This window comes from Janthinobacterium silvisoli (assembly GCF_014200725.1).
GTDB lineage: Bacteria > Pseudomonadota > Gammaproteobacteria > Burkholderiales > Burkholderiaceae_D > Janthinobacterium.
On sequence record NZ_JACHCL010000002.1, the window covers coordinates 456,109 to 472,773 of the forward strand.

General features: G+C 60.3%; 17 protein-coding genes. 5 read left to right on the forward strand and 12 right to left on the reverse strand.

Annotated features, from left to right (window positions below; genetic code table 11):
• Positions 1-4 precede the first annotated feature (4 nt).
• The 12 genes from HDE75_RS12210 to HDE75_RS12265 all read right to left on the reverse strand — a co-directional run bounded on the left by HDE75_RS12210 (position 5) and on the right by HDE75_RS12265 (position 9,411).
• Positions 5-382 carry an MSHA biogenesis protein MshK gene (locus tag HDE75_RS12210; RefSeq protein WP_260173982.1) on the reverse strand — a complete coding sequence of 126 codons (378 nt, stop codon included), beginning with the start codon at positions 380-382 and terminating at the stop codon, positions 5-7.
• A complete protein-coding gene (gene gspM, locus HDE75_RS12215) occupies positions 379-1,062 on the reverse strand; it encodes a type II secretion system protein GspM (RefSeq protein WP_183677405.1) in 684 nt (227 codons plus the stop codon). The genes HDE75_RS12210 and gspM overlap by 4 nt, the downstream gene beginning before the upstream one ends.
• The gene (locus HDE75_RS12220) at positions 1,062-1,748 is read right to left on the reverse strand and encodes a PilN domain-containing protein (protein ID WP_183677404.1); all 687 of its coding nucleotides are present in this window, start codon (positions 1,746-1,748) and stop codon (positions 1,062-1,064) included. The genes gspM and HDE75_RS12220 overlap by 1 nt, the downstream gene beginning before the upstream one ends.
• Positions 1,745-2,716 (reverse strand): type IV pilus biogenesis protein PilM, encoded by a 972-nt coding sequence (locus tag HDE75_RS12225; RefSeq protein WP_183677403.1) that lies wholly within the window; start codon positions 2,714-2,716, stop codon positions 1,745-1,747. Before HDE75_RS12225 ends, HDE75_RS12220 begins: the two co-directional genes overlap by 4 nt.
• 137 nt (positions 2,717-2,853) lie before the next feature.
• Positions 2,854-3,309, reverse strand: coding sequence for a pilus assembly PilX family protein (locus tag HDE75_RS12230; protein WP_260173983.1), 456 nt, complete (start codon positions 3,307-3,309; stop codon positions 2,854-2,856).
• The gene (locus tag HDE75_RS12235; RefSeq protein WP_183677402.1) at positions 3,306-4,202 is read right to left on the reverse strand and encodes a prepilin-type N-terminal cleavage/methylation domain-containing protein; all 897 of its coding nucleotides are present in this window, start codon (positions 4,200-4,202) and stop codon (positions 3,306-3,308) included. Before HDE75_RS12235 ends, HDE75_RS12230 begins: the two co-directional genes overlap by 4 nt.
• Complete coding sequence (locus HDE75_RS12240) at positions 4,199-4,726, reverse strand: prepilin-type N-terminal cleavage/methylation domain-containing protein (RefSeq protein ID WP_183677401.1); 528 nt, start codon at positions 4,724-4,726, stop codon at positions 4,199-4,201. Before HDE75_RS12240 ends, HDE75_RS12235 begins: the two co-directional genes overlap by 4 nt.
• Positions 4,713-5,282 (reverse strand): pilus assembly FimT family protein, encoded by a 570-nt coding sequence (locus HDE75_RS12245; protein ID WP_183677400.1) that lies wholly within the window; start codon positions 5,280-5,282, stop codon positions 4,713-4,715. The genes HDE75_RS12240 and HDE75_RS12245 overlap by 14 nt, the downstream gene beginning before the upstream one ends.
• Before the next feature lie 125 nt (positions 5,283-5,407).
• Positions 5,408-5,899 (reverse strand): type II secretion system protein, encoded by a 492-nt coding sequence (locus tag HDE75_RS26955; RefSeq protein ID WP_183677399.1) that lies wholly within the window; start codon positions 5,897-5,899, stop codon positions 5,408-5,410.
• Between the two features lie 41 nt (positions 5,900-5,940).
• Complete coding sequence (locus tag HDE75_RS12255) at positions 5,941-6,471, reverse strand: type II secretion system protein (protein ID WP_260173986.1); 531 nt, start codon at positions 6,469-6,471, stop codon at positions 5,941-5,943.
• Positions 6,471-7,706, reverse strand: a complete 1,236-nt coding sequence (locus tag HDE75_RS12260; protein WP_183677397.1) for a type II secretion system F family protein — start codon at positions 7,704-7,706, stop codon at positions 6,471-6,473. The genes HDE75_RS12255 and HDE75_RS12260 overlap by 1 nt, the downstream gene beginning before the upstream one ends.
• Before the next feature lies 1 nt (position 7,707).
• Positions 7,708-9,411, reverse strand: a complete 1,704-nt coding sequence (locus tag HDE75_RS12265; protein ID WP_183677396.1) for a GspE/PulE family protein — start codon at positions 9,409-9,411, stop codon at positions 7,708-7,710.
• Between the two features lie 195 nt (positions 9,412-9,606).
• On the opposite strand from HDE75_RS12265, the gene HDE75_RS12270 reads away from it, so the two are divergent.
• The 5 genes from HDE75_RS12270 (at position 9,607) to HDE75_RS12290 (ending at position 16,660) form a co-directional block, all read left to right on the forward strand.
• Positions 9,607-10,368, forward strand: a complete 762-nt coding sequence (locus HDE75_RS12270) for an ABC transporter ATP-binding protein (protein ID WP_183677395.1) — start codon at positions 9,607-9,609, stop codon at positions 10,366-10,368.
• 116 nt (positions 10,369-10,484) lie between these two features.
• Positions 10,485-12,443 (forward strand): pilus (MSHA type) biogenesis protein MshL, encoded by a 1,959-nt coding sequence (gene mshL, locus HDE75_RS12275; RefSeq protein ID WP_260173989.1) that lies wholly within the window; start codon positions 10,485-10,487, stop codon positions 12,441-12,443.
• Complete coding sequence (locus HDE75_RS12280; RefSeq protein WP_183677394.1) at positions 12,440-13,744, forward strand: tetratricopeptide repeat protein; 1,305 nt, start codon at positions 12,440-12,442, stop codon at positions 13,742-13,744. The genes mshL and HDE75_RS12280 overlap by 4 nt, the downstream gene beginning before the upstream one ends.
• A gap of 7 nt (positions 13,745-13,751) precedes the next feature.
• The gene (locus HDE75_RS12285; protein WP_183677393.1) at positions 13,752-15,455 is read left to right on the forward strand and encodes a GspE/PulE family protein; all 1,704 of its coding nucleotides are present in this window, start codon (positions 13,752-13,754) and stop codon (positions 15,453-15,455) included.
• Positions 15,455-16,660: a type II secretion system F family protein gene (locus HDE75_RS12290; RefSeq protein ID WP_183677392.1), complete on the forward strand. Its 1,206-nt coding sequence runs from the start codon at positions 15,455-15,457 to the stop codon at positions 16,658-16,660. Before HDE75_RS12285 ends, HDE75_RS12290 begins: the two co-directional genes overlap by 1 nt.
• Positions 16,661-16,665 lie beyond the last annotated feature (5 nt).

The window sequence follows — 16,665 nt, forward strand, 5'->3', positions numbered from 1 at the left end:
TCTTTTACTCCTGCTTGCGGCCCACGCTTGCGCCGGGCTTGTTTTCATTCCTGGGGGCTGGATAAAGCTTGAAGGTTTCCAGCGTTTTTCCGCGCCGCAGCACTACCGCCGTGTCCTGAATCTCCACCACCACGGCGCTACCCACTTTCGATCCCTGGCGCACGATCTGGCCATCGATCACGGCCAAACGCCGTCCACCCGGCTTGTCCGATATCAGCACCGATTGCAATTGCGGCCGGGCCGGTTTGGGCGGCGCCGCCTCGCTGACGGCCGGCGCCCACAGGGCTGCCGGCGGGCGTGTGGGATCATCGATCGCCTGAGCGTAAGCAGCCTGCACGCAGCACCAGGCCAGGCCAGCACACAAAACGGAACGCAGCATCATAAGGCCATCCATTTATCATCCATGCTCAGGGTATACACCGTCAGGGTCAGGGTAGCGGCAGGATAGCTGCTGGCGTCCAGATGCGCCTTGCCCCAGAACACCTGGGTCGGCATGGTTTGCAGCGCCTGCATATAGTTGACCATCTCGCCATAACTACCTTGCACCACCACTTCCACGCCATGCCGGTGCAAGACTGCCGTAGCGACAGCGGGTGCACCTGCAGCAGGCGTTGCAGCAGCCACCGGCGGCGGCTGCCCGATCGTGTCGCTAGGCAAGGTCGTCAGCGACACCAGACGCAATTGCGCATGCTGACGCAGCAGGCTTTCCAGCAAGGTAAGCATGCGTTCCGGCGCCACCAGACCGTGCTGCATCTGCCGCAAATTGCGCGTCAGGTCCGACGTTTCCTTGAGCAGTGCTTCCAGCCGGGTCCGTGCCAGCTGGTCCGGGTCCACGCTATGGGCAGTCAAGGTGAGCGCGATTTCCTGGTTCGTCGTGCCGATCAGGGTTTGCGTTTGTGCAATACTGGCGCCCAGTCTGGCGTAGCTGGCCAGCAAGGGCGTGAGCAGCCAGAAATAAAACAGGAAAATCAGCACGGCAACGGCGGCCAGGAAGACCATGGAGCGCTCGCGCAGGCTGAGGGCGTCGAAAGTGGCCGCCCATTTTTTCAGTTTTGCCAGCATCAGTGCTGCCCTCCCGCTTGCGGTGCTGGCGCTGATGCAGCAGCCTCGGCTGCTGTACGCGTCGATTGCAGGCTGAACACCACATAAGGCGCTGCTTTGACGCTCTTGCCATCGGCAGGCGGCGCATTTACTGCTGCATCGGGCGGCCCGATATCGAGGCTGGCAAAGGTTTTCCCCTTGAACACGTCTTGCTGGCCCACGCGATTGATATAGGCTGGCAGCAGCGAGGCATGCAGGGCGCGTCCTTCCAGGCCGATTTCATTACCGGCGCCGCTGATACTCACACGCGTCAGCCAGACGCCTTCCACCCTGGCCTGCGCCAGCGCGCGGAAGTAGCCGGCATAGCCCTGTGTATTGCCCAGTTCACCACGTCCCAGGATGCCGGTCGCATCCTGCACCAGTTTCTGCTGCGCCTCGGCAGCGGCCAGTTGCTGTGCCACCGCAGGATCCTTATGGCGTGGCGGAAAATCTTGCAGGGCCTTGTCACGCCGCGCTTCGCTCTGCGCCAGCTCAGCCTTGATGGCGCTTTCCTGCTGTTCCAGTGCGGCTACCTTGCGCTGTCCATACAGGCTCAGCGCCAGCAAGCCGGCGAACAGCAAGCCCAGGCACTGGCTGGCGGCGCGCGCCGATATCTGGTGTTTTTGCCGTTCGAACTTGGGGTTGAACAGATTGATTTGCTGGCTCATGGCCCCTTCCCTTCGGCATGGCCGCCACTACGGCTTTCATCGCGCAGGGCCGTGCCCAGCGCCAGGAAGTAGCGTGCCTGTATCAAGGGATTACGCAATTCGGCAACTTCGCTGAAATCGAAAATGGTGTCCAGGTCCAGGCGCTCCACCGGCATGTAGAGATTGTCGGCCAGATAGCCGTGCAAGCCATCGGCACCGGCTGCCATCAGCATCAGGCGCGACAGGGAAATGAAATGGAACTGGCGGTCGAAATGGTCGAACGAGCGCTGCAATTCCAGGGTGATGCGGTCGTAATACTGGCTGGCCTGGTCCGATTGCAGCTGCGCCAGTTTCACGTCGATGCGGCGCGCCTGGTACAGCTCGCCATCGAAACTCATCGTCAGCAAGCCGCCGTCACCGTCAAAGAACAGCATGGCCAGGCCGCGCCCCGGCGTTTCCAGCAAGGTGGCGATATTACGCTGGGCCATTTCGGGAATGTCAATCACGGACAGGGCGAGCTTGCACTCGCCATACAGCGCCTGGCGGCGCGACACGGCGGCGTTGCGCGCGGCAACGGCAAACACATTGCTGCCGCGCTGGGTGGCGTTCGCATCGCCGGGAATATCGAACACATCGATGGTGGCGTCGGCCAGCGGAAAATCGAGCATATCTTTCAGCCGCCAGCCGACGGCCGTCTTCAGTTCTTCGCGCGGCACGGCGGGCGCTTCCACCGACAGCAATTGGTACTCGCCCGCCGCCAGCACGGTCGTACAGCGGTAGGATGCGGCCTGTAATTCCTTGGCCAATTTATCGAGCACATCTGCCGGCGCGGGACGCACGCCCGGCTGAAATGCCACGCGCCTGACCAGCGGTTTGCCTTGCTGCTCACCCTGCCTTTGGCGCACGACCACGGCGGCGCTCACGCCTTCGCTATCAAATGCCGTCGCCAGCCATCCCTCTTGTTTTTTTACTCTAGCGAATAAACCCATGCGACCTGTCCAGTGTAAGTGCTTGCGCGATCTTGCTGCGCAGATAATGCATCCCGCCAATTTTAATTCATGAAACCAATTTTGTTGTATAAAAACAATAAATTAGGCCATTTTTTCATCTTTTTTTGATCTGTCTCTTAATCCGACAACACCGCCTGCACACGGCGCTGAATGTAATCAGCGTTATTGCCAGGATTCGGGCAGCCGCCCGCTCCCGGCTGGTTACAGGCAGTGGCCGTGATCTGCCAGCTGCGCAGGGTACCGGGACTGGTCGTCAAACGGCATTGCACGCTGACGGTAAAGCTGGACAGCGTCGTGCCAGCAGGCAAGGCAAACGAGGTATCGGCAAAGCAGTTGCCGCCCGTGTTCACGCGCAACTGCTGGTACAAGCCCCACTCCAGGCCAGTGCGGGCCGCCTGGGTGACGCGCGCGCCCTGCACATCCATGGCCGAACCGGTCTGCTGGAAAGTGCTGATATTGACCATGGCAACGGCCAGGCCAGCCAGCACCACCAGCAGGAAGATGGCGGTGACCAGGCTGAAGCCGCGCTGGCGAATGCGGGAAAAATGCTGCATGGTGCTCATGGTGCTCATGGTGTATTGGCCACTTGTACTTGCTGCACCAGGCTCACCGTGCCCGTATTGCTGCTGGCCACGCCTAGTTTCAGCGTGATGCCGACCAGGCCACGCTGCACATTGGCCAGCTGCGTGTAGCTGAAAATGCAATCGGCGCCCTGCCCCGCCAGCAAGGCGCGCACCGGTGCAGCCACCAGCGGCGCCGCACTGGCGTCGACCGGCTGCGCAGCCTGAATCGCATAGCCCGAATAGCGGGTCAGGGTGCCACGCACGGCGTCGCAGACATAGGTGACGGGTGTCGAGACTACCTGGAAACGGTGCGACGGCGATGACATCGGTGGTTGCTGCGCAACAAAAGGATTATTGGCCAGCGTGATGCTGTTGCCAGCCACACCAGTGACGGTGGCGCGGTTGCAGCCCGCCGCGCAGTTGTAGGCATTCGCCGGCTCATAGCCCGGTCCCAGGTTATAGACGACAATCGCGTCGCCCACCTGGATTTGCTGGCGCGCGCCCAGCGCATCGACGGGCGCGGCGCCCACCAGCGTAAAACGGTTCGGATTGGGGTAAGTGGCGGTCGCATCAAAGCCCAGCACATCGCCCAGGCCAGGCGCGTCATCGTCGCTCAGATAGCGGCCACCGGCCTTGGTCAACAGCAATTCCAGGTAGCGCCCATCGGCCGACACGCGCACGCTGTTGGGCAAGGCCAGGCGCAGATCGCGCGCGATGCGGCGCGTGGCAATATCGGCGGTATCGGCCAGGTTGGCGCGCGCCGTGGCATCGATATACCCCTGCACGGGCACGCGGATAAATACGGCGACCATGCCGCCGATAATACCGGTGATAACAATCACGATCACCAGTTCCACCAGGGTGAAGCCGCGCGTACGGCGCAGGGAAAAGGACGTCTTCATGGAATACTGTTCGGTGCGTAGCGCGTGCGGTAGCCATCGAGCACGACTTGCTGCTTGCCCTGGAAAGCGACGGCAACCTGTATCCACAAGGACTCGCTGGCGGCAACGCCATTCAGGGCGGCCTGCTGTATCGTGACGGTGGCGTTATAGCCGGCAGGGAAAGGATTGCCCGCCGCATCCGTGGTGTAGGGGTTGGCTTGCTGATAATCAGTCACTTGCATATACGGCCGCGTACCCGGCGCTGCCGGCCCCGTGGTGCAGTCAGCCGTACTCTTGGCCGTCGCCGCGGCAGGATCATCGACGGCGCAAAAGGTAAACCGCGCGCCTTCGATTTCTTCGAGCATGCCTTCGGCCAGCGCCAGCGCCTGCTTGCGCAACTGCGGATCGGCGCTATTGCGCGTGGTTAAACTCATCACGCCCAGGATGGCGGTGACTGCCACGCCGACGATGATAATAAATACCACCAGTTCGATCAGGGTCACGCCGCGCTGGCGGCGAAGATACAGCAACTCAGAGGTAGACATAACCGGTCTCCCCTTCAATCTGGATGGTGCGTGTGCTGCCGTCGCCCTGTATCGTCACGGCCAGGCGGGCAGGAAAGGTGGAAGCGGCAGGAAACACGTCGCCCTGCGCATACGGTTTGCCCAGCGCATCGAAATAAAAGCCTGTTGTATTGGCCGGTACGGTCGCCATGCTGACGGTGGCGGGTTTTCCTTCACACAGCCAATTGCTTTGCTGATTGCAGGCGGCCAGGGTTTCCTTGTTGCCGCTGTTGCTGCCTGATGGCGGCAGCACGCGGTTGGCGGCAGTACAAGCAGCATCGAAACACAAGGCCACGCTAACGCCATCGAGGCGCACGAACACGGGCCGGTTTTGCGCCACGGCCAGTTTTTGTCCATAGCGCATTATGCCCATGGCTTGATCGGTGAAGCTGCGCGCGTCATACGCTTCGCGCTGGAAAAAACGCGCGCCGGCAAACGCGGCCAATATTCCGGCCAGCACCAGTACCGCCACCAGTTCGATCAGTGTAAAGCCACGCGCCCGGCTAAACAGCTTGTCAGGGTGGGCAGTATGCTTCAACAGGTTCAAAGGTGCTAACAATAGATGGCCCGTAAAAAAGCCCAACTGGCCAGAGCCTGGTGTTGGGCTGGTGATACACAAGGGCGCTCCGCAATCGCAGCGTGCCCTTGCAAACGGTGGAACAATTATTTACACGTCGTTACAGTGGCGTTATTCGCAACGGTAGCCGCGGTGACAGCACCTGTCGTGGCATTGGTGGAAGCAGGCGTATAGACGACGGAGCATCCGCTACGGCTTAAATCGGCCACAGTAAACGAGCCTGTCGCCGCAGTCAGCGCGTAATCCGTTGCAACCAGACCGGCAGCCAATTGAATGCCGTTAGCCGTCGCATCTGGATAACCGCCGACGGCGGAAATTGGCGTGCCTTCCATCGAAACAGTACTGCCATCGGCTGGGGAACCCTTGATCAGCCATTGTGAGTGATACAGTGCAGCACCAGCCTTGAGCGAACCGGCCGCCGCCGCCATCTTGGCAACGCGCGCATCGGTCGATACATCGATGAATTTAGGAATCGCTGTCGCCGCCAGAATACCCAAAATAACGATCACGACGATCAATTCAATCAGGGTAAAACCTGCCTGGGCGCCACTTTTAAAACTGCGTACCGACTTGTTCATGCTTCGTCTCCAAAATCAAAAAAATACACCATAAAAACAGTTCAATTTCTTGCCGCACCGGCAACTCCCGCTGCCACGCTATCTGGTCCACTTTCAGCCACAATATCTGGCACGCGAGCCAGTTGCTCGGCGTTGGCGTCACTATTGGGCAAGAGTACCTTAAATTTCATTACATCAACTCTCACCGGTGAAAAAATATTACCGGTTCTCAACAAAAAGACAAGTTTTTGATCGCTTCTATCAAAAAACCAATTTCCACTCGGCAACTTCTCCACGTCAGGCGCCAACAATTCGCCCAGGTCATTCGGTGGCCGCTGTTCCAGCCAGTCCAGCGGATTTTGCCGCTGCAAGACAGGCAGCTGCGCCTGCTTGCCCTGTAAATACAACTGCAGCGCCTGCACCCGCACGCTGGTGCGCAATACGCCCAGCATCTGCGCCACGGCCGCGCGCTGCGCCTGCTCCTGGTAATAGGCAAGCCGGCTCAGCAAGACAGTCGCCAGCAAGCCCATCACGATGACCACCACGGCCAGCTCGAAGAAGGTAAAACCACGCTGGCGGCTTCTGTGGATCATCAATGCATGGCCGCGCGGCCGAGGTCCCAGATCGGCAGGAAGATGCCCAGCGCCAATACCAGCACCATCGCACCGAGGAAGACGATCAAGATCGGCTCGATCTGCGACGACAGGGTCTTCAATTCATAATCGACTTCGCGCTCATACATTTCCGCGATCTCGTCCATCAAGTCATCGAGCGAGCCCGACTCTTCGCCCACGGCGATCATTTGCAGCACCACCGGCGTAAACACATTGGCAGCCACCGAGGTGCGCAAAATGCTCTCGCCGCGCTCGACGCCATCGCGCATTTGCTCCACTCTTGAACTGAGGTAGGTATTGTCAACGGTTTGCGCCACCACCGTCAACGCTTGCACAATTGGCACGCCACTGCTGCTTGACAAAGCAAAACTGCGGGCAAAACGGGCCATCGTGCCCTTCAGGATGATCTTGCCGGCGATCGGTATACGCAGCTTGCTGCGGTCCCATTTATATAGTCCGTCAGCCGTTCCCAGCCATGCGCGCCAGCCAAAATAGCCGCCCACTCCCAGCAGCGCCAGCATCGGCCAGTAGGTGACGGTAAAGCGCGATGTCCCTATCAGAATGCGCGTCATCAGCGGCAATTCGGCATGAAAACTGGCAAACACTTTCTCGAACTGGGGAATTACAAACATATTGACCACCACCATGGCGCCGAGCATGGCGAACACCACGAAGCTGGGGTAGCGCGTCGCCGATTTCACGCGCGCGCGCATGTCGCGGTCAAATTCCAGGTGGTCGAACAGGCGCAAAAAGACTTCGTCCAGGCGCCCTGTCATTTCTCCCACGCGCACCATTGACAGGTAAAACGGTGTAAAGATGGTGGGATGGCGCGCCATGGCGGCCGAAAGCTCACGGCCGGCGTCCAGCGATTCGCGGATATCCTTGATCACGCGCCCGAAGGCGGGACTGATGGCCGACTCTTGCAAACCGGCCAAACCACGCATGATGGGCACGCCAGCTTTCAGCAAGGTGTACAGCTGGCGGCTGAACAGCTGCACATCCATGGGCGTGACTTTTTTTTCAAGCAGCCTGGCCCACCAGCCTAGCCCGCTGGCGCCCGCGCCCGTCACGGTCTGCGTGGTGACGCTGATTTCCACCGGCGTGATGCCGCCGGCCATCAACTGGTCGGCCACGGCATTGCTGTCCGCGCCTTCCATGACGCCCGTCAGCAATTGCCCGCTACCGTTGCGGGCCTTGTATGCAAAAAACGCCACGTCAATCCTCGGTCTGGTTGCTGATACGCATGGCTTCGCTGATCGTCGTGCGACCGGCAACCACCAGTTGCACGGCGTGGCGGCGCAAGGTTTCGCCCGCCATTTGCGCGGCCGCCACCTTCATGAAGTGCGACGGATCGGCATGGTTGGCCGCGTCGGCCACGGCGCGCGTGATTTCCAGCAATTCATATACGCCCGTGCGGCCCCGGTAACCCATGCCATTGCAATGCGAACACCCTTTACCATGGAAATACTGGTTGCGCTCGACCAGATCGCCCAGCTCCATGCGCAACCATTCATACTCATTGGCCGTAGGCGCATATGGCGTGCTGCAACTTTCGCAGATCACGCGCACCAGGCGCTGCGCCAGCACGGCTTGCAGCGAGCTGCCGACCATGTAACGTGGCACGCCCATGTCCATCAGCCGCAGCGGCGTGCTGATGGCGTCGTTGGTATGCAGGGTCGACAGCACCAGGTGACCCGTCATGGCGGCGCGCAAACCGATCTGCGCCGTTTCCTGGTCGCGCATCTCGCCTACCAGCACGATGTCCGGATCTTGCCGCAAGGCCGAGCGCAGCACGCGGGCAAAGTTCAGCTCGATCTTGTCATTGACTTGCACCTGGTTGATGCCCGGCAAGCGGTACTCGACCGGGTCTTCCACCGTGATCAGCTTTTTTTCCACCGAGTTCAGTTCGGACAAGGCGCAATACAGAGTCGTCGTCTTGCCGCTACCGGTTGGCCCCGTCACCAGCACCAGGCCATTCGGGCGGTGCACGATGGCGCGGAATTGCTCGACCAGCGCGGGCGGCATGCCGATCGCGTCCAGGCGCAGGGACGTGCCGCCCTGGTTCAGCAGCCGCATCACCACCGATTCGCCATATTGCGTGGGCATGGTGGAAATACGCACGTCGATGCGCTGGTTTTTCACGCGGATGGCGAAACGGCCATCTTGCGGCATGCGTTTTTCGGAAATATCGAGATCCGACATCAATTTGAGGCGCAGCGCCAGCGAACTGGCAATCTTGCTGTCGGCTTCCGTTTGCAGATGCAGCACGCCGTCGATGCGGAAGCGGATCTGCAGCCGGCCTTCCTGCGGTTCGATATGGATGTCGGACGCGCGCACCTGCGTGGCGTCTTCAAACACCGATTGCAGCAGCTTGACAATGGGCGCTTCTTCCAGCCCCGGATTGACGGCCAGCGCGCCGAAATCGACGGAGACATCGCCCAGGTCCTGTTCCAGCTCGCGTGTCAGCGTGGAAATATCTTCCGTGCGGCGATAGATGCGGTCGATCGCTTGCAGCACTTCCGTTTCATTGACGACGGCCAGCTCGATATGGCGTTTGACCAGGCGCGCGATCTCGTCGTAGGCGAACAGGTCAGTCGGATCGGACATGCCGACCAGCAAACCTTCGCGGCGGTCTTCCAGTATCAGCGCGCGGAAACGGCGGGCCTGGGTTTCCGGCAGCAAACGCACCAGCTCGGGATTGATGTTAAAGAATTTTAAATTGATGTAGGGAATGTCCAGCTGGCGCGCCAGGGCGCCCGAAATCTGCTCTTCGGTCACATAGCCATGTTCGACAAACACCCGCCCCAGCTTGCGTCCCGAACGCTTCTGTTCCGTCAACGCCAGGCCCAATTGTTCTTCCGTCAGCAGTTTCTGCTGCACCAAAATTTCACCGAGACGGACTTTCTCAGGCCTTGCCATGCTTACTCCTCAACAGGTTCGACGGACATCGTGCGCTAACGGCGCGCAGCGGTATTTTATTCCAGAACGTGTTGTTTCTTAAAGAAAATACATTCCAAAGTTTGATTTCCGCATATACCGCCACAGTATCAGGAAACACTTGCCCGATGCCAGCGGCCGTGGCAATAATGGTATTCACTTAACTTCACTTTTACCATGAGCGACCACGCCATCCGCTACCATCAGGTGCATAAACAGCTGGCAGGCATGGCGGTGCTGCGCGGCGTCGACCTGGTCATACGCCCCGGCGAACTGTTTGGACTGGTGGGCGTGAATGGCGCCGGCAAGACGACCATGCTCAAGTGCCTGTTCGACTTTTGCACGCCGGATGCGGGCAGCATCGCCATCTTCGGGTTAGCGCATCACCAGAGCGCCGCGCGCCAGCCGCTGTCTTTCCTGCCCGAACGTTTCCAGGCGCCCTATTACCTGACGGGCCGCGACTTTTTGCGCTACCTGCTGGGCCTGCATGGCGTGGCGTATGACGACACTGCCGTGCGCCATGGCATGGCCACGCTGGACCTCGCGCCCGAAGCACTGGGCCGGCCCGCGCGCGACTACTCCAAGGGCATGATGCAAAAGCTGGGACTGCTTGCCTGCCTGCTATCGGGCAAGCGGCAACTGGTGCTCGATGAACCGATGAGCGGCCTGGACCCGAAGGCGCGCGCCCTGTTCAAGCGTGCGCTGCTGAACCTACGCATGCAGGGCCGGGGCGCCTTGCTGACCTCGCATGCGCTGGCCGATGTCGATGAACTGTGCGACCGCATGGCCATCCTGCACGAAGGCCGCATCGTGTTTACAGGCACGCCGCTTGAATGCCGCCAGCGCCACGGCGATGGCGCGCAAACCAGCCTGGAACAGGCGTTTTTGAATTGCATTGCTACCGAAAATATTGCTATGCAACATCGCGTATATCCATAGGGAAATCAAGCTTGCTGATGAGGCAAGCATCAGCTACGTGATGACCGTGGCGAGGGGCAACTTTATTTCAATCGATGCCTGCTTTTGCCTGCACACACGATTGCTTTTAGGCCATCATGCTGTTTAAAATTGCAAAAGCACAACACGACATCAAGGGCGATATCTTCATGAGCAAACACCCTATTCCTGTGCTGGCCCCAGTCGCCCTTGCCTGCTGCGCCATGCTTGCTGGCTGTGCAGTGCAGCAAACACCGTTATCGCAGGGCCATATCAATGAAGCGCCCCGCCCTTCCGGAGCGATTCCCGAGACGGTACAGCAAAGCGCCGTGCTGGCCCCACCCGTGGCCGCGCCCAAGGTCGAGACCTACAGCGTGACGGTACATAGGGTGCCCGTGCAATCCTTGTTGTTTGCACTGGCGCGCGACGCCGGCATGAATATCGATATCCACCCGCAGATCGATGGGCTGGTCACGCTCAATGCCTTGAACCAGACCTTGCCGCAATTGCTCACGCGCATATCCCGGCAAGTGGACATGCGTTATGAAATCGATGGCAAGAACCTGACCGTGCTGCCGGACGAAGCCGTCTGGCGCAATTACAAGATCGATTATGTCAACATGGCGCGCAGCACCAACAGCAGCGTCAACATCGCCACGCAGATTTCCACGGCGGGCGGCGGCGCCAGCAGTAGCAATAACAACGGCAGTGGCGGCAACAATACTGCTAATACCAGCAGCCCGGTAGTAGGCGGCAATGGCAACAACAACTCGACCACCCTGGTGGTGAACCGTTCGGAAAACAATTTTTGGTACAGCCTGGAACGCAATATTCGCGACCTCTTGCGCGACACCACGCTCAACGATCCGCTGGCCGACCCGCTGGCCCTGCTGAACCAGCAACTGGCCAGCGTGCCGGTCCAGCCGCAAAGCAACAATCCCAATGCCACGCCATCGGGCAACAATCCGCCATCGGACAGCCTCAATCCGCCTGCCGGCCAGCCTGCGCGTAATCAGACTGGCGGCAGCGTGCCGCTGGACGCGAATGGCTTGCCGCTATTAAAGCTGGCCAACAAGGGCAAGCCTTCTTCGGTGGTGGTCAATGTGGAAGGCGGCTTGATCGCGGTGCGCGCCACGGGGCGGCAACATGAAAAGGTGGCTGAATTCATCGATATCGTGCAGCACAGCGTCAAGCGGCAAGTACTGATCGAGGCCACCATCATCGAAGTTCGCCTCAGCAATGAATACCAGCAAGGCATCAACTGGTCGCGTTTGACGGGCAGCTTGCGCATCAACCAGGGGCAAGTGGGCACGGCCAGCCTGCCATCGGGCGTGGTGCCAAATTCCACGCCCGGCATCTTCCTGCTCAATTACGCGAAGGACAGTTTTGCCACCACCATCCAGCTGCTCGAATCGTTCGGCAAGGTCAAAGTGCTGTCCAGCCCGAAAATCAGCGTGATGAACAACCAGACGGCGATGCTGAAAGTAGTCGACAACAACGTCTTCTTCACCATCAAGGTCACGCCCGCCGTGATCAGTTCCACGGGCACCATCACCACCCCGGCCACGTATGAGTCGAAACTGGAAACCGTGCCAGTCGGCTTCGTCATGAGCGTCACGCCGCAAATTTCCGACAGCGACGAAGTCACGCTCAATGTGCGCCCCACCATCACGCGCATCGTCGGCTACGTGCAAGACCCGAACCCGGCCCTGGCCACGGCCAGCGTGGTCAGCCGCGTGCCCGTGATCCAGGCGCGGGAGCTGGAATCGATCATGAAAGTGGCCAGCGGACAAATTGCCGTAATGGGCGGCCTGATGCAGGATTCGGTCGACAATGCCAAGGATGGCGTGCCTGGCCTGTCCAGCCTGCCGTTGGTCGGCAACCTGTTTACCTATCGCAATGAAGCGAGTAGCAAGACGGAACTGGTGATCTTCATGCGCCCCGTGGTGGTCAAGGACGCCAGCATCGAAGGCGATTACCGCGACTACCGCTACCTGCTGCCTGGCCAGGTGCCGCTCGATAACCAGCCTTACTCGGATGGACCGCCGCAGGCGCGCCTGCAGGGAGACCCGCCATGAGCTTGCTGATGCAGGCGCTCAAGAAAGCCGAGCGCGCCAAACAGAACAGCCTGCAGGAGGAAGAGCTGGAAAAGCCTTCCGAAGCCTACGACCAGGTGCTGGAGCTGGCGCCAGCCGATGACACGCCGATACCGAGCGCAAGGCAAGCCCAGCCGCCGCCATCGTTCGAGACCACCGATACGCTGAGCCTGGAGCCGATGGCGTCCAATACGCCGTCACAGCCCGAACCTCCGACAGAACCGCGTACGGAAAAGCGCGCAGAAACTCCGCCACCTCCACCGCCAAAGCCAAAGACCAACCAAGCCAGCCGCGCCACCCCGCCACCGCGCAGCGCCGTCAGCATCGACCCGGCCACCGTGCGCCTGGCCGTGCTGCTGGGGATATTGCTGCTGGTGGTGGGTGTGATGGGCTATTGGTATTGGCGCGCCAGCAGCAGTCCTGGCGCGGGCGCCAACCTGCCCGGCGTGCCCATGCCGCTGACGGACGCGCCCGGCGCCAGCAACGCTGGCCCGGCCGCTCCCATCGTTGTAGTGGCGCCATCGGCGTCCGAGCAAGAACCGGCGCCAGTGATCCACCACGAAGAACGGACTGTCGTGCACGCCGAACCAGCGCCGCCGCCTGCACCGGTACCGCCACGTGTAGTCCCGCCCGACACCAGCAATATCAAGGTGCTGCGCACCGATACGGCACCACGCATCAATCCCGGCCTGCAGCAAGCTTATCAGTCACTCAACGATGGCCAGTTGACCAGTGCGCGCCAGCAATATGAAGCCGTGCTGCGCCAGGAAACCAGCAACCGCGACGCGCTGCTGGGCCTGGCCTCGGTAGCGCTGCGCGAACAGCAAGGCGCACAGGCGGCCGCACTCTACGTGCGTCTGCTGGAACTCAATCCCGACGACGGCGTGGCCCTGGCTGGCCTGATCAGCTTGCGCCAGGGCGACGTGGTGCAAAGCGAGTCGAAGCTGAAAGCCATATTGGCCCGCTCGCCCGACAGCGGCCCCGTGCTGTTCGCGCTAGGCAATGTCTACGCCAAGCAGCGGCGCTGGCCCGAAGCGCAGCAGCAATTTTTCCGCGCCTACAGCGCCGCACCCGGCAACCCCGATTACGCATTCAACCTGGCCGTTGGCCTGGACCAGTTGAACCAGCCAAAGATGGCGGCCAGCTATTACGCGCGAGCGCTGGCCCTGGCGCAGACAGCACCAGCCGCCTTCAACCAGGCAGCGGCGCAGGCGCGCCTGCGTGAACTCGGTGCACCTGTCAACCCTGCAACAGACGGCATCGTCATTACCAGACAGGAATAAGCATTACATGGCAGAACAGGCAAAACTTCCGTTAGGTAAATTGCTGATCCAGAAAGGCGTGATCAGCGAAGACCAGTTGCGCATCGTGCTGATCGAGCAAAAGCGCAGCGGCGAACCGCTGGGCAAGCTCTTGATCAGCCTGGGCTTTGTGACGGAAGCCACCGTGCGCGAGGCGCTCAGCGAAAACCTCAGGCAGCAAAGCGCGGACTTATCGAATCTGGTGGTGGACGCCATCGCCCTCAAGCTGATCCCCAAGGACGTGGCCAAGCGCTACCGCGTGTTTCCCATCGTCTATGAACGGCAAACGGATAACTTGATCCTGGCGATGGCCGACACCAGCAATATCGTCGCGCTCGACCAGATCAGCGCCATGCTGGTGAAAGGCATCACGATTTCCACCCTGCTGGTCAATGAATCCGATATCACGCGCGCGATCGACCAGTATTATGGTTTTGAACTGTCGATCGATGGCATCTTGCATGAAATCGAAACGGGCGAAGTCAATTACCAGAGCATGGCTTCGCCCTCGGACGAATACAGCCAGCCCATGGTGCGCCTGATCGATGCGCTGCTGGCCGACGCCGTGCAAAACGGCGCGTCCGACATCCATTTCGAGCCGGAACAGTCGTTCCTGCGCATCCGCTACCGCATCGACGGCATCTTGCGGCAAATCCGCAGCCTGCACAAATCGTACTGGCCCGCCATGGCCGTGCGCCTGAAAGTGATTTCGAACATGAATATCGCTGAAGCGCGCGCGCCGCAGGATGGCCGCATCACGATCAAATTTTCTGGACGGCAAATCGATTTTCGTGCTTCCGCGCAACCCACCGTGCATGGCGAAAATTTTGTATTGCGCGTGCTGGACCGGCAAACGGGCATCGTCCCGCTCGACGCACTGGGCCTGGCCGAGACGGAACTCAATCTTTTGAAACTGATGATCGCCCGGCCCGATGGCGTGATCCTCGTCACGGGCCCGACCGGCAGCGGCAAGACCACCACCCTGTATTCCATTATCAACCATATCAACACGGAAAGCGTCAACATCATGACGCTGGAAGACCCGGTTGAATATCCGATGAATATGATACGGCAGACTTCCGTCAACGAATCGGTCAAGCTGGGCTTTGCCGACGGCATCCGTTCGATGATGCGGCAAGACCCGGACGTGATACTGGTAGGCGAGATACGCGACCGCGAAACGGCCGAGATGGCCTTTGCCGCGGCCATGACGGGCCACCAGGTGTATTCCACCCTGCATACGAATTCAGCCATCGGTTCGCTGTCGCGCCTGCTCGATATCGGCATCTTGCCCGACATCATGGCGGGTAACATCATCGGCATCGTGGCCCAGCGCCTGGTGCGCAAACTGTGTCCGCATTGCAAGGAAACACAGATAGCGGATAGCGTCGAGCGGCGCTTGCTGGGACTGCACCCTGACGATGGCCCCATCAATATCTGCCGCGCCGTCGGTTGCGAGCGCTGCGCCCACCAGGGCTACAAGGGACGCCTGGCCATCATGGAATTGCTGAAAATGACGCCCGAACTCGATGAAATGACGGCGCGCCGGGCCAGCACGCGTGAACTGAAGAATGCGGCCCGCGCAGCCGGTTTCCACGCGCTGGTCGATGACGGCTTGCGCCGCGTGCGCGAAGGCGTGACGACCCTGGACGAAGTGGCGCGCGTGGTCGACCTGACGGACAGGTTAAGCTAATGCCGCAATATGTCTACCGCGCCATGGACGCTGGCGGCGCCCTGATTCCCGGCAGCATGGAGGCGGCCAACGTACCCGACCTGGAAGCGCGGCTGCACCGCATGCAGCTGGACTTGATCGACTGCAAGATTACGGGCCAGTATCTGGCGGTGTTTGGCAAGCGCGTGATCCACCGCCGCGACCTGATCAACTTTTGTTTCCATATGGAGCAATTGACGGGCGCGGGCGTGCCCATTCTGGACGGCTTGAATGATTTACGGGTCAGCACCGACCACCCGCGCCTGCGCGAAGTGGTCACCGACTTGATCGAAAGCATAGAAGGCGGCTTGCCCTTGTCGGGCGCAATGGCCCAGCATGGCGATATTTTCGACGCCACGTTTACCAGTTTGATCCTGGCGGGCGAGCAAAGCGGCAAGATCGCCGAAGTGTTCAAGAACCTGTCGGAAAGTTTAAAGTGGCAGGATGAGCTGGCGTCGCAGACGCGCAAGATCGTGATGTACCCGATCATCGTTGCCATCGTGGTCTGCGCCGTGACGTTTTTCCTGATGATCTACCTGGTGCCGCAGCTCACTGCCTTTATCCGCAACATGGGCGGCGAATTACCGCTGCACACGCGCGTGCTGATTGCCGTCTCGAACGTCTTTATCGATTACTGGTATCTGCTGCTGGCCCTGCCCATCGTGCTGCTGCTGGGCGCGCGCAGCTGGATCAAGCGCAGCGCGGCGGCCCGCTATGCTTTCGACGGCTTGAAACTCAGGGTCTGGCTGATCGGCCCGGTGCTGCATAAAATCATCCTGGCCCGCTTTGCCACCTTTTTTGCGCTGATGTATGCCTCGGGCATCACCATCCTCGAATGCATACGCTTGTCCGAAGGCATCGCTGGCAACCAGGTGGTGGCGGCCGGCCTGCGCCGCGCCGCCCAGCTGATCAGTGAAGGCCAGGGCGTGACCAACGCCTTCCAGCACACGGGCATCTTTCCGCCGCTGGTGATCCGCATGCTGAAAGTGGGCGAGGCAACAGGCTCGCTGGACACGGCCTTGCGCAATGTCAGTTATTTCTACAATCGCGAAGTGAAGGAGTTGATCGAGAAGGTGCAAGCGATGATCGAGCCAGCCATGACGGTGATCCTGGGCCTGCTGCTGGGCTGGATCATGCTATCCGTGCTCGGGCCCATTTACGACACGATCAGTACGATCAAGACGTGAAGGCT

Coding starts and splice junctions, on each gene's coding strand:
- HDE75_RS12280 (WP_183677394.1), top strand. CDS start 12,440: ATGAGCTTGCTGATGCAGGCGCTCAAGAAAGCCGAGCGCGCCAAACAG.
- mshL (WP_260173989.1), top strand. CDS start 10,485: ATGCTGTTTAAAATTGCAAAAGCACAACACGACATCAAGGGCGATATC.
- HDE75_RS12235 (WP_183677402.1), bottom strand. CDS start 4,202: ATGAAGACGTCCTTTTCCCTGCGCCGTACGCGCGGCTTCACCCTGGTG.
- HDE75_RS12230 (WP_260173983.1), bottom strand. CDS start 3,309: ATGAGCACCATGAGCACCATGCAGCATTTTTCCCGCATTCGCCAGCGC.
- HDE75_RS12265 (WP_183677396.1), bottom strand. CDS start 9,411: ATGGCAAGGCCTGAGAAAGTCCGTCTCGGTGAAATTTTGGTGCAGCAG.
- gspM (WP_183677405.1), bottom strand. CDS start 1,062: ATGCTGGCAAAACTGAAAAAATGGGCGGCCACTTTCGACGCCCTCAGC.
- HDE75_RS12285 (WP_183677393.1), top strand. CDS start 13,752: ATGGCAGAACAGGCAAAACTTCCGTTAGGTAAATTGCTGATCCAGAAA.
- HDE75_RS12210 (WP_260173982.1), bottom strand. CDS start 382: ATGATGCTGCGTTCCGTTTTGTGTGCTGGCCTGGCCTGGTGCTGCGTG.
- HDE75_RS12225 (WP_183677403.1), bottom strand. CDS start 2,716: ATGGGTTTATTCGCTAGAGTAAAAAAACAAGAGGGATGGCTGGCGACG.
- HDE75_RS26955 (WP_183677399.1), bottom strand. CDS start 5,899: ATGAACAAGTCGGTACGCAGTTTTAAAAGTGGCGCCCAGGCAGGTTTT.
- HDE75_RS12270 (WP_183677395.1), top strand. CDS start 9,607: ATGAGCGACCACGCCATCCGCTACCATCAGGTGCATAAACAGCTGGCA.
- HDE75_RS12255 (WP_260173986.1), bottom strand. CDS start 6,471: ATGATCCACAGAAGCCGCCAGCGTGGTTTTACCTTCTTCGAGCTGGCC.
- HDE75_RS12220 (WP_183677404.1), bottom strand. CDS start 1,748: ATGAGCCAGCAAATCAATCTGTTCAACCCCAAGTTCGAACGGCAAAAA.
- HDE75_RS12240 (WP_183677401.1), bottom strand. CDS start 4,726: ATGTCTACCTCTGAGTTGCTGTATCTTCGCCGCCAGCGCGGCGTGACC.
- HDE75_RS12290 (WP_183677392.1), top strand. CDS start 15,455: ATGCCGCAATATGTCTACCGCGCCATGGACGCTGGCGGCGCCCTGATT.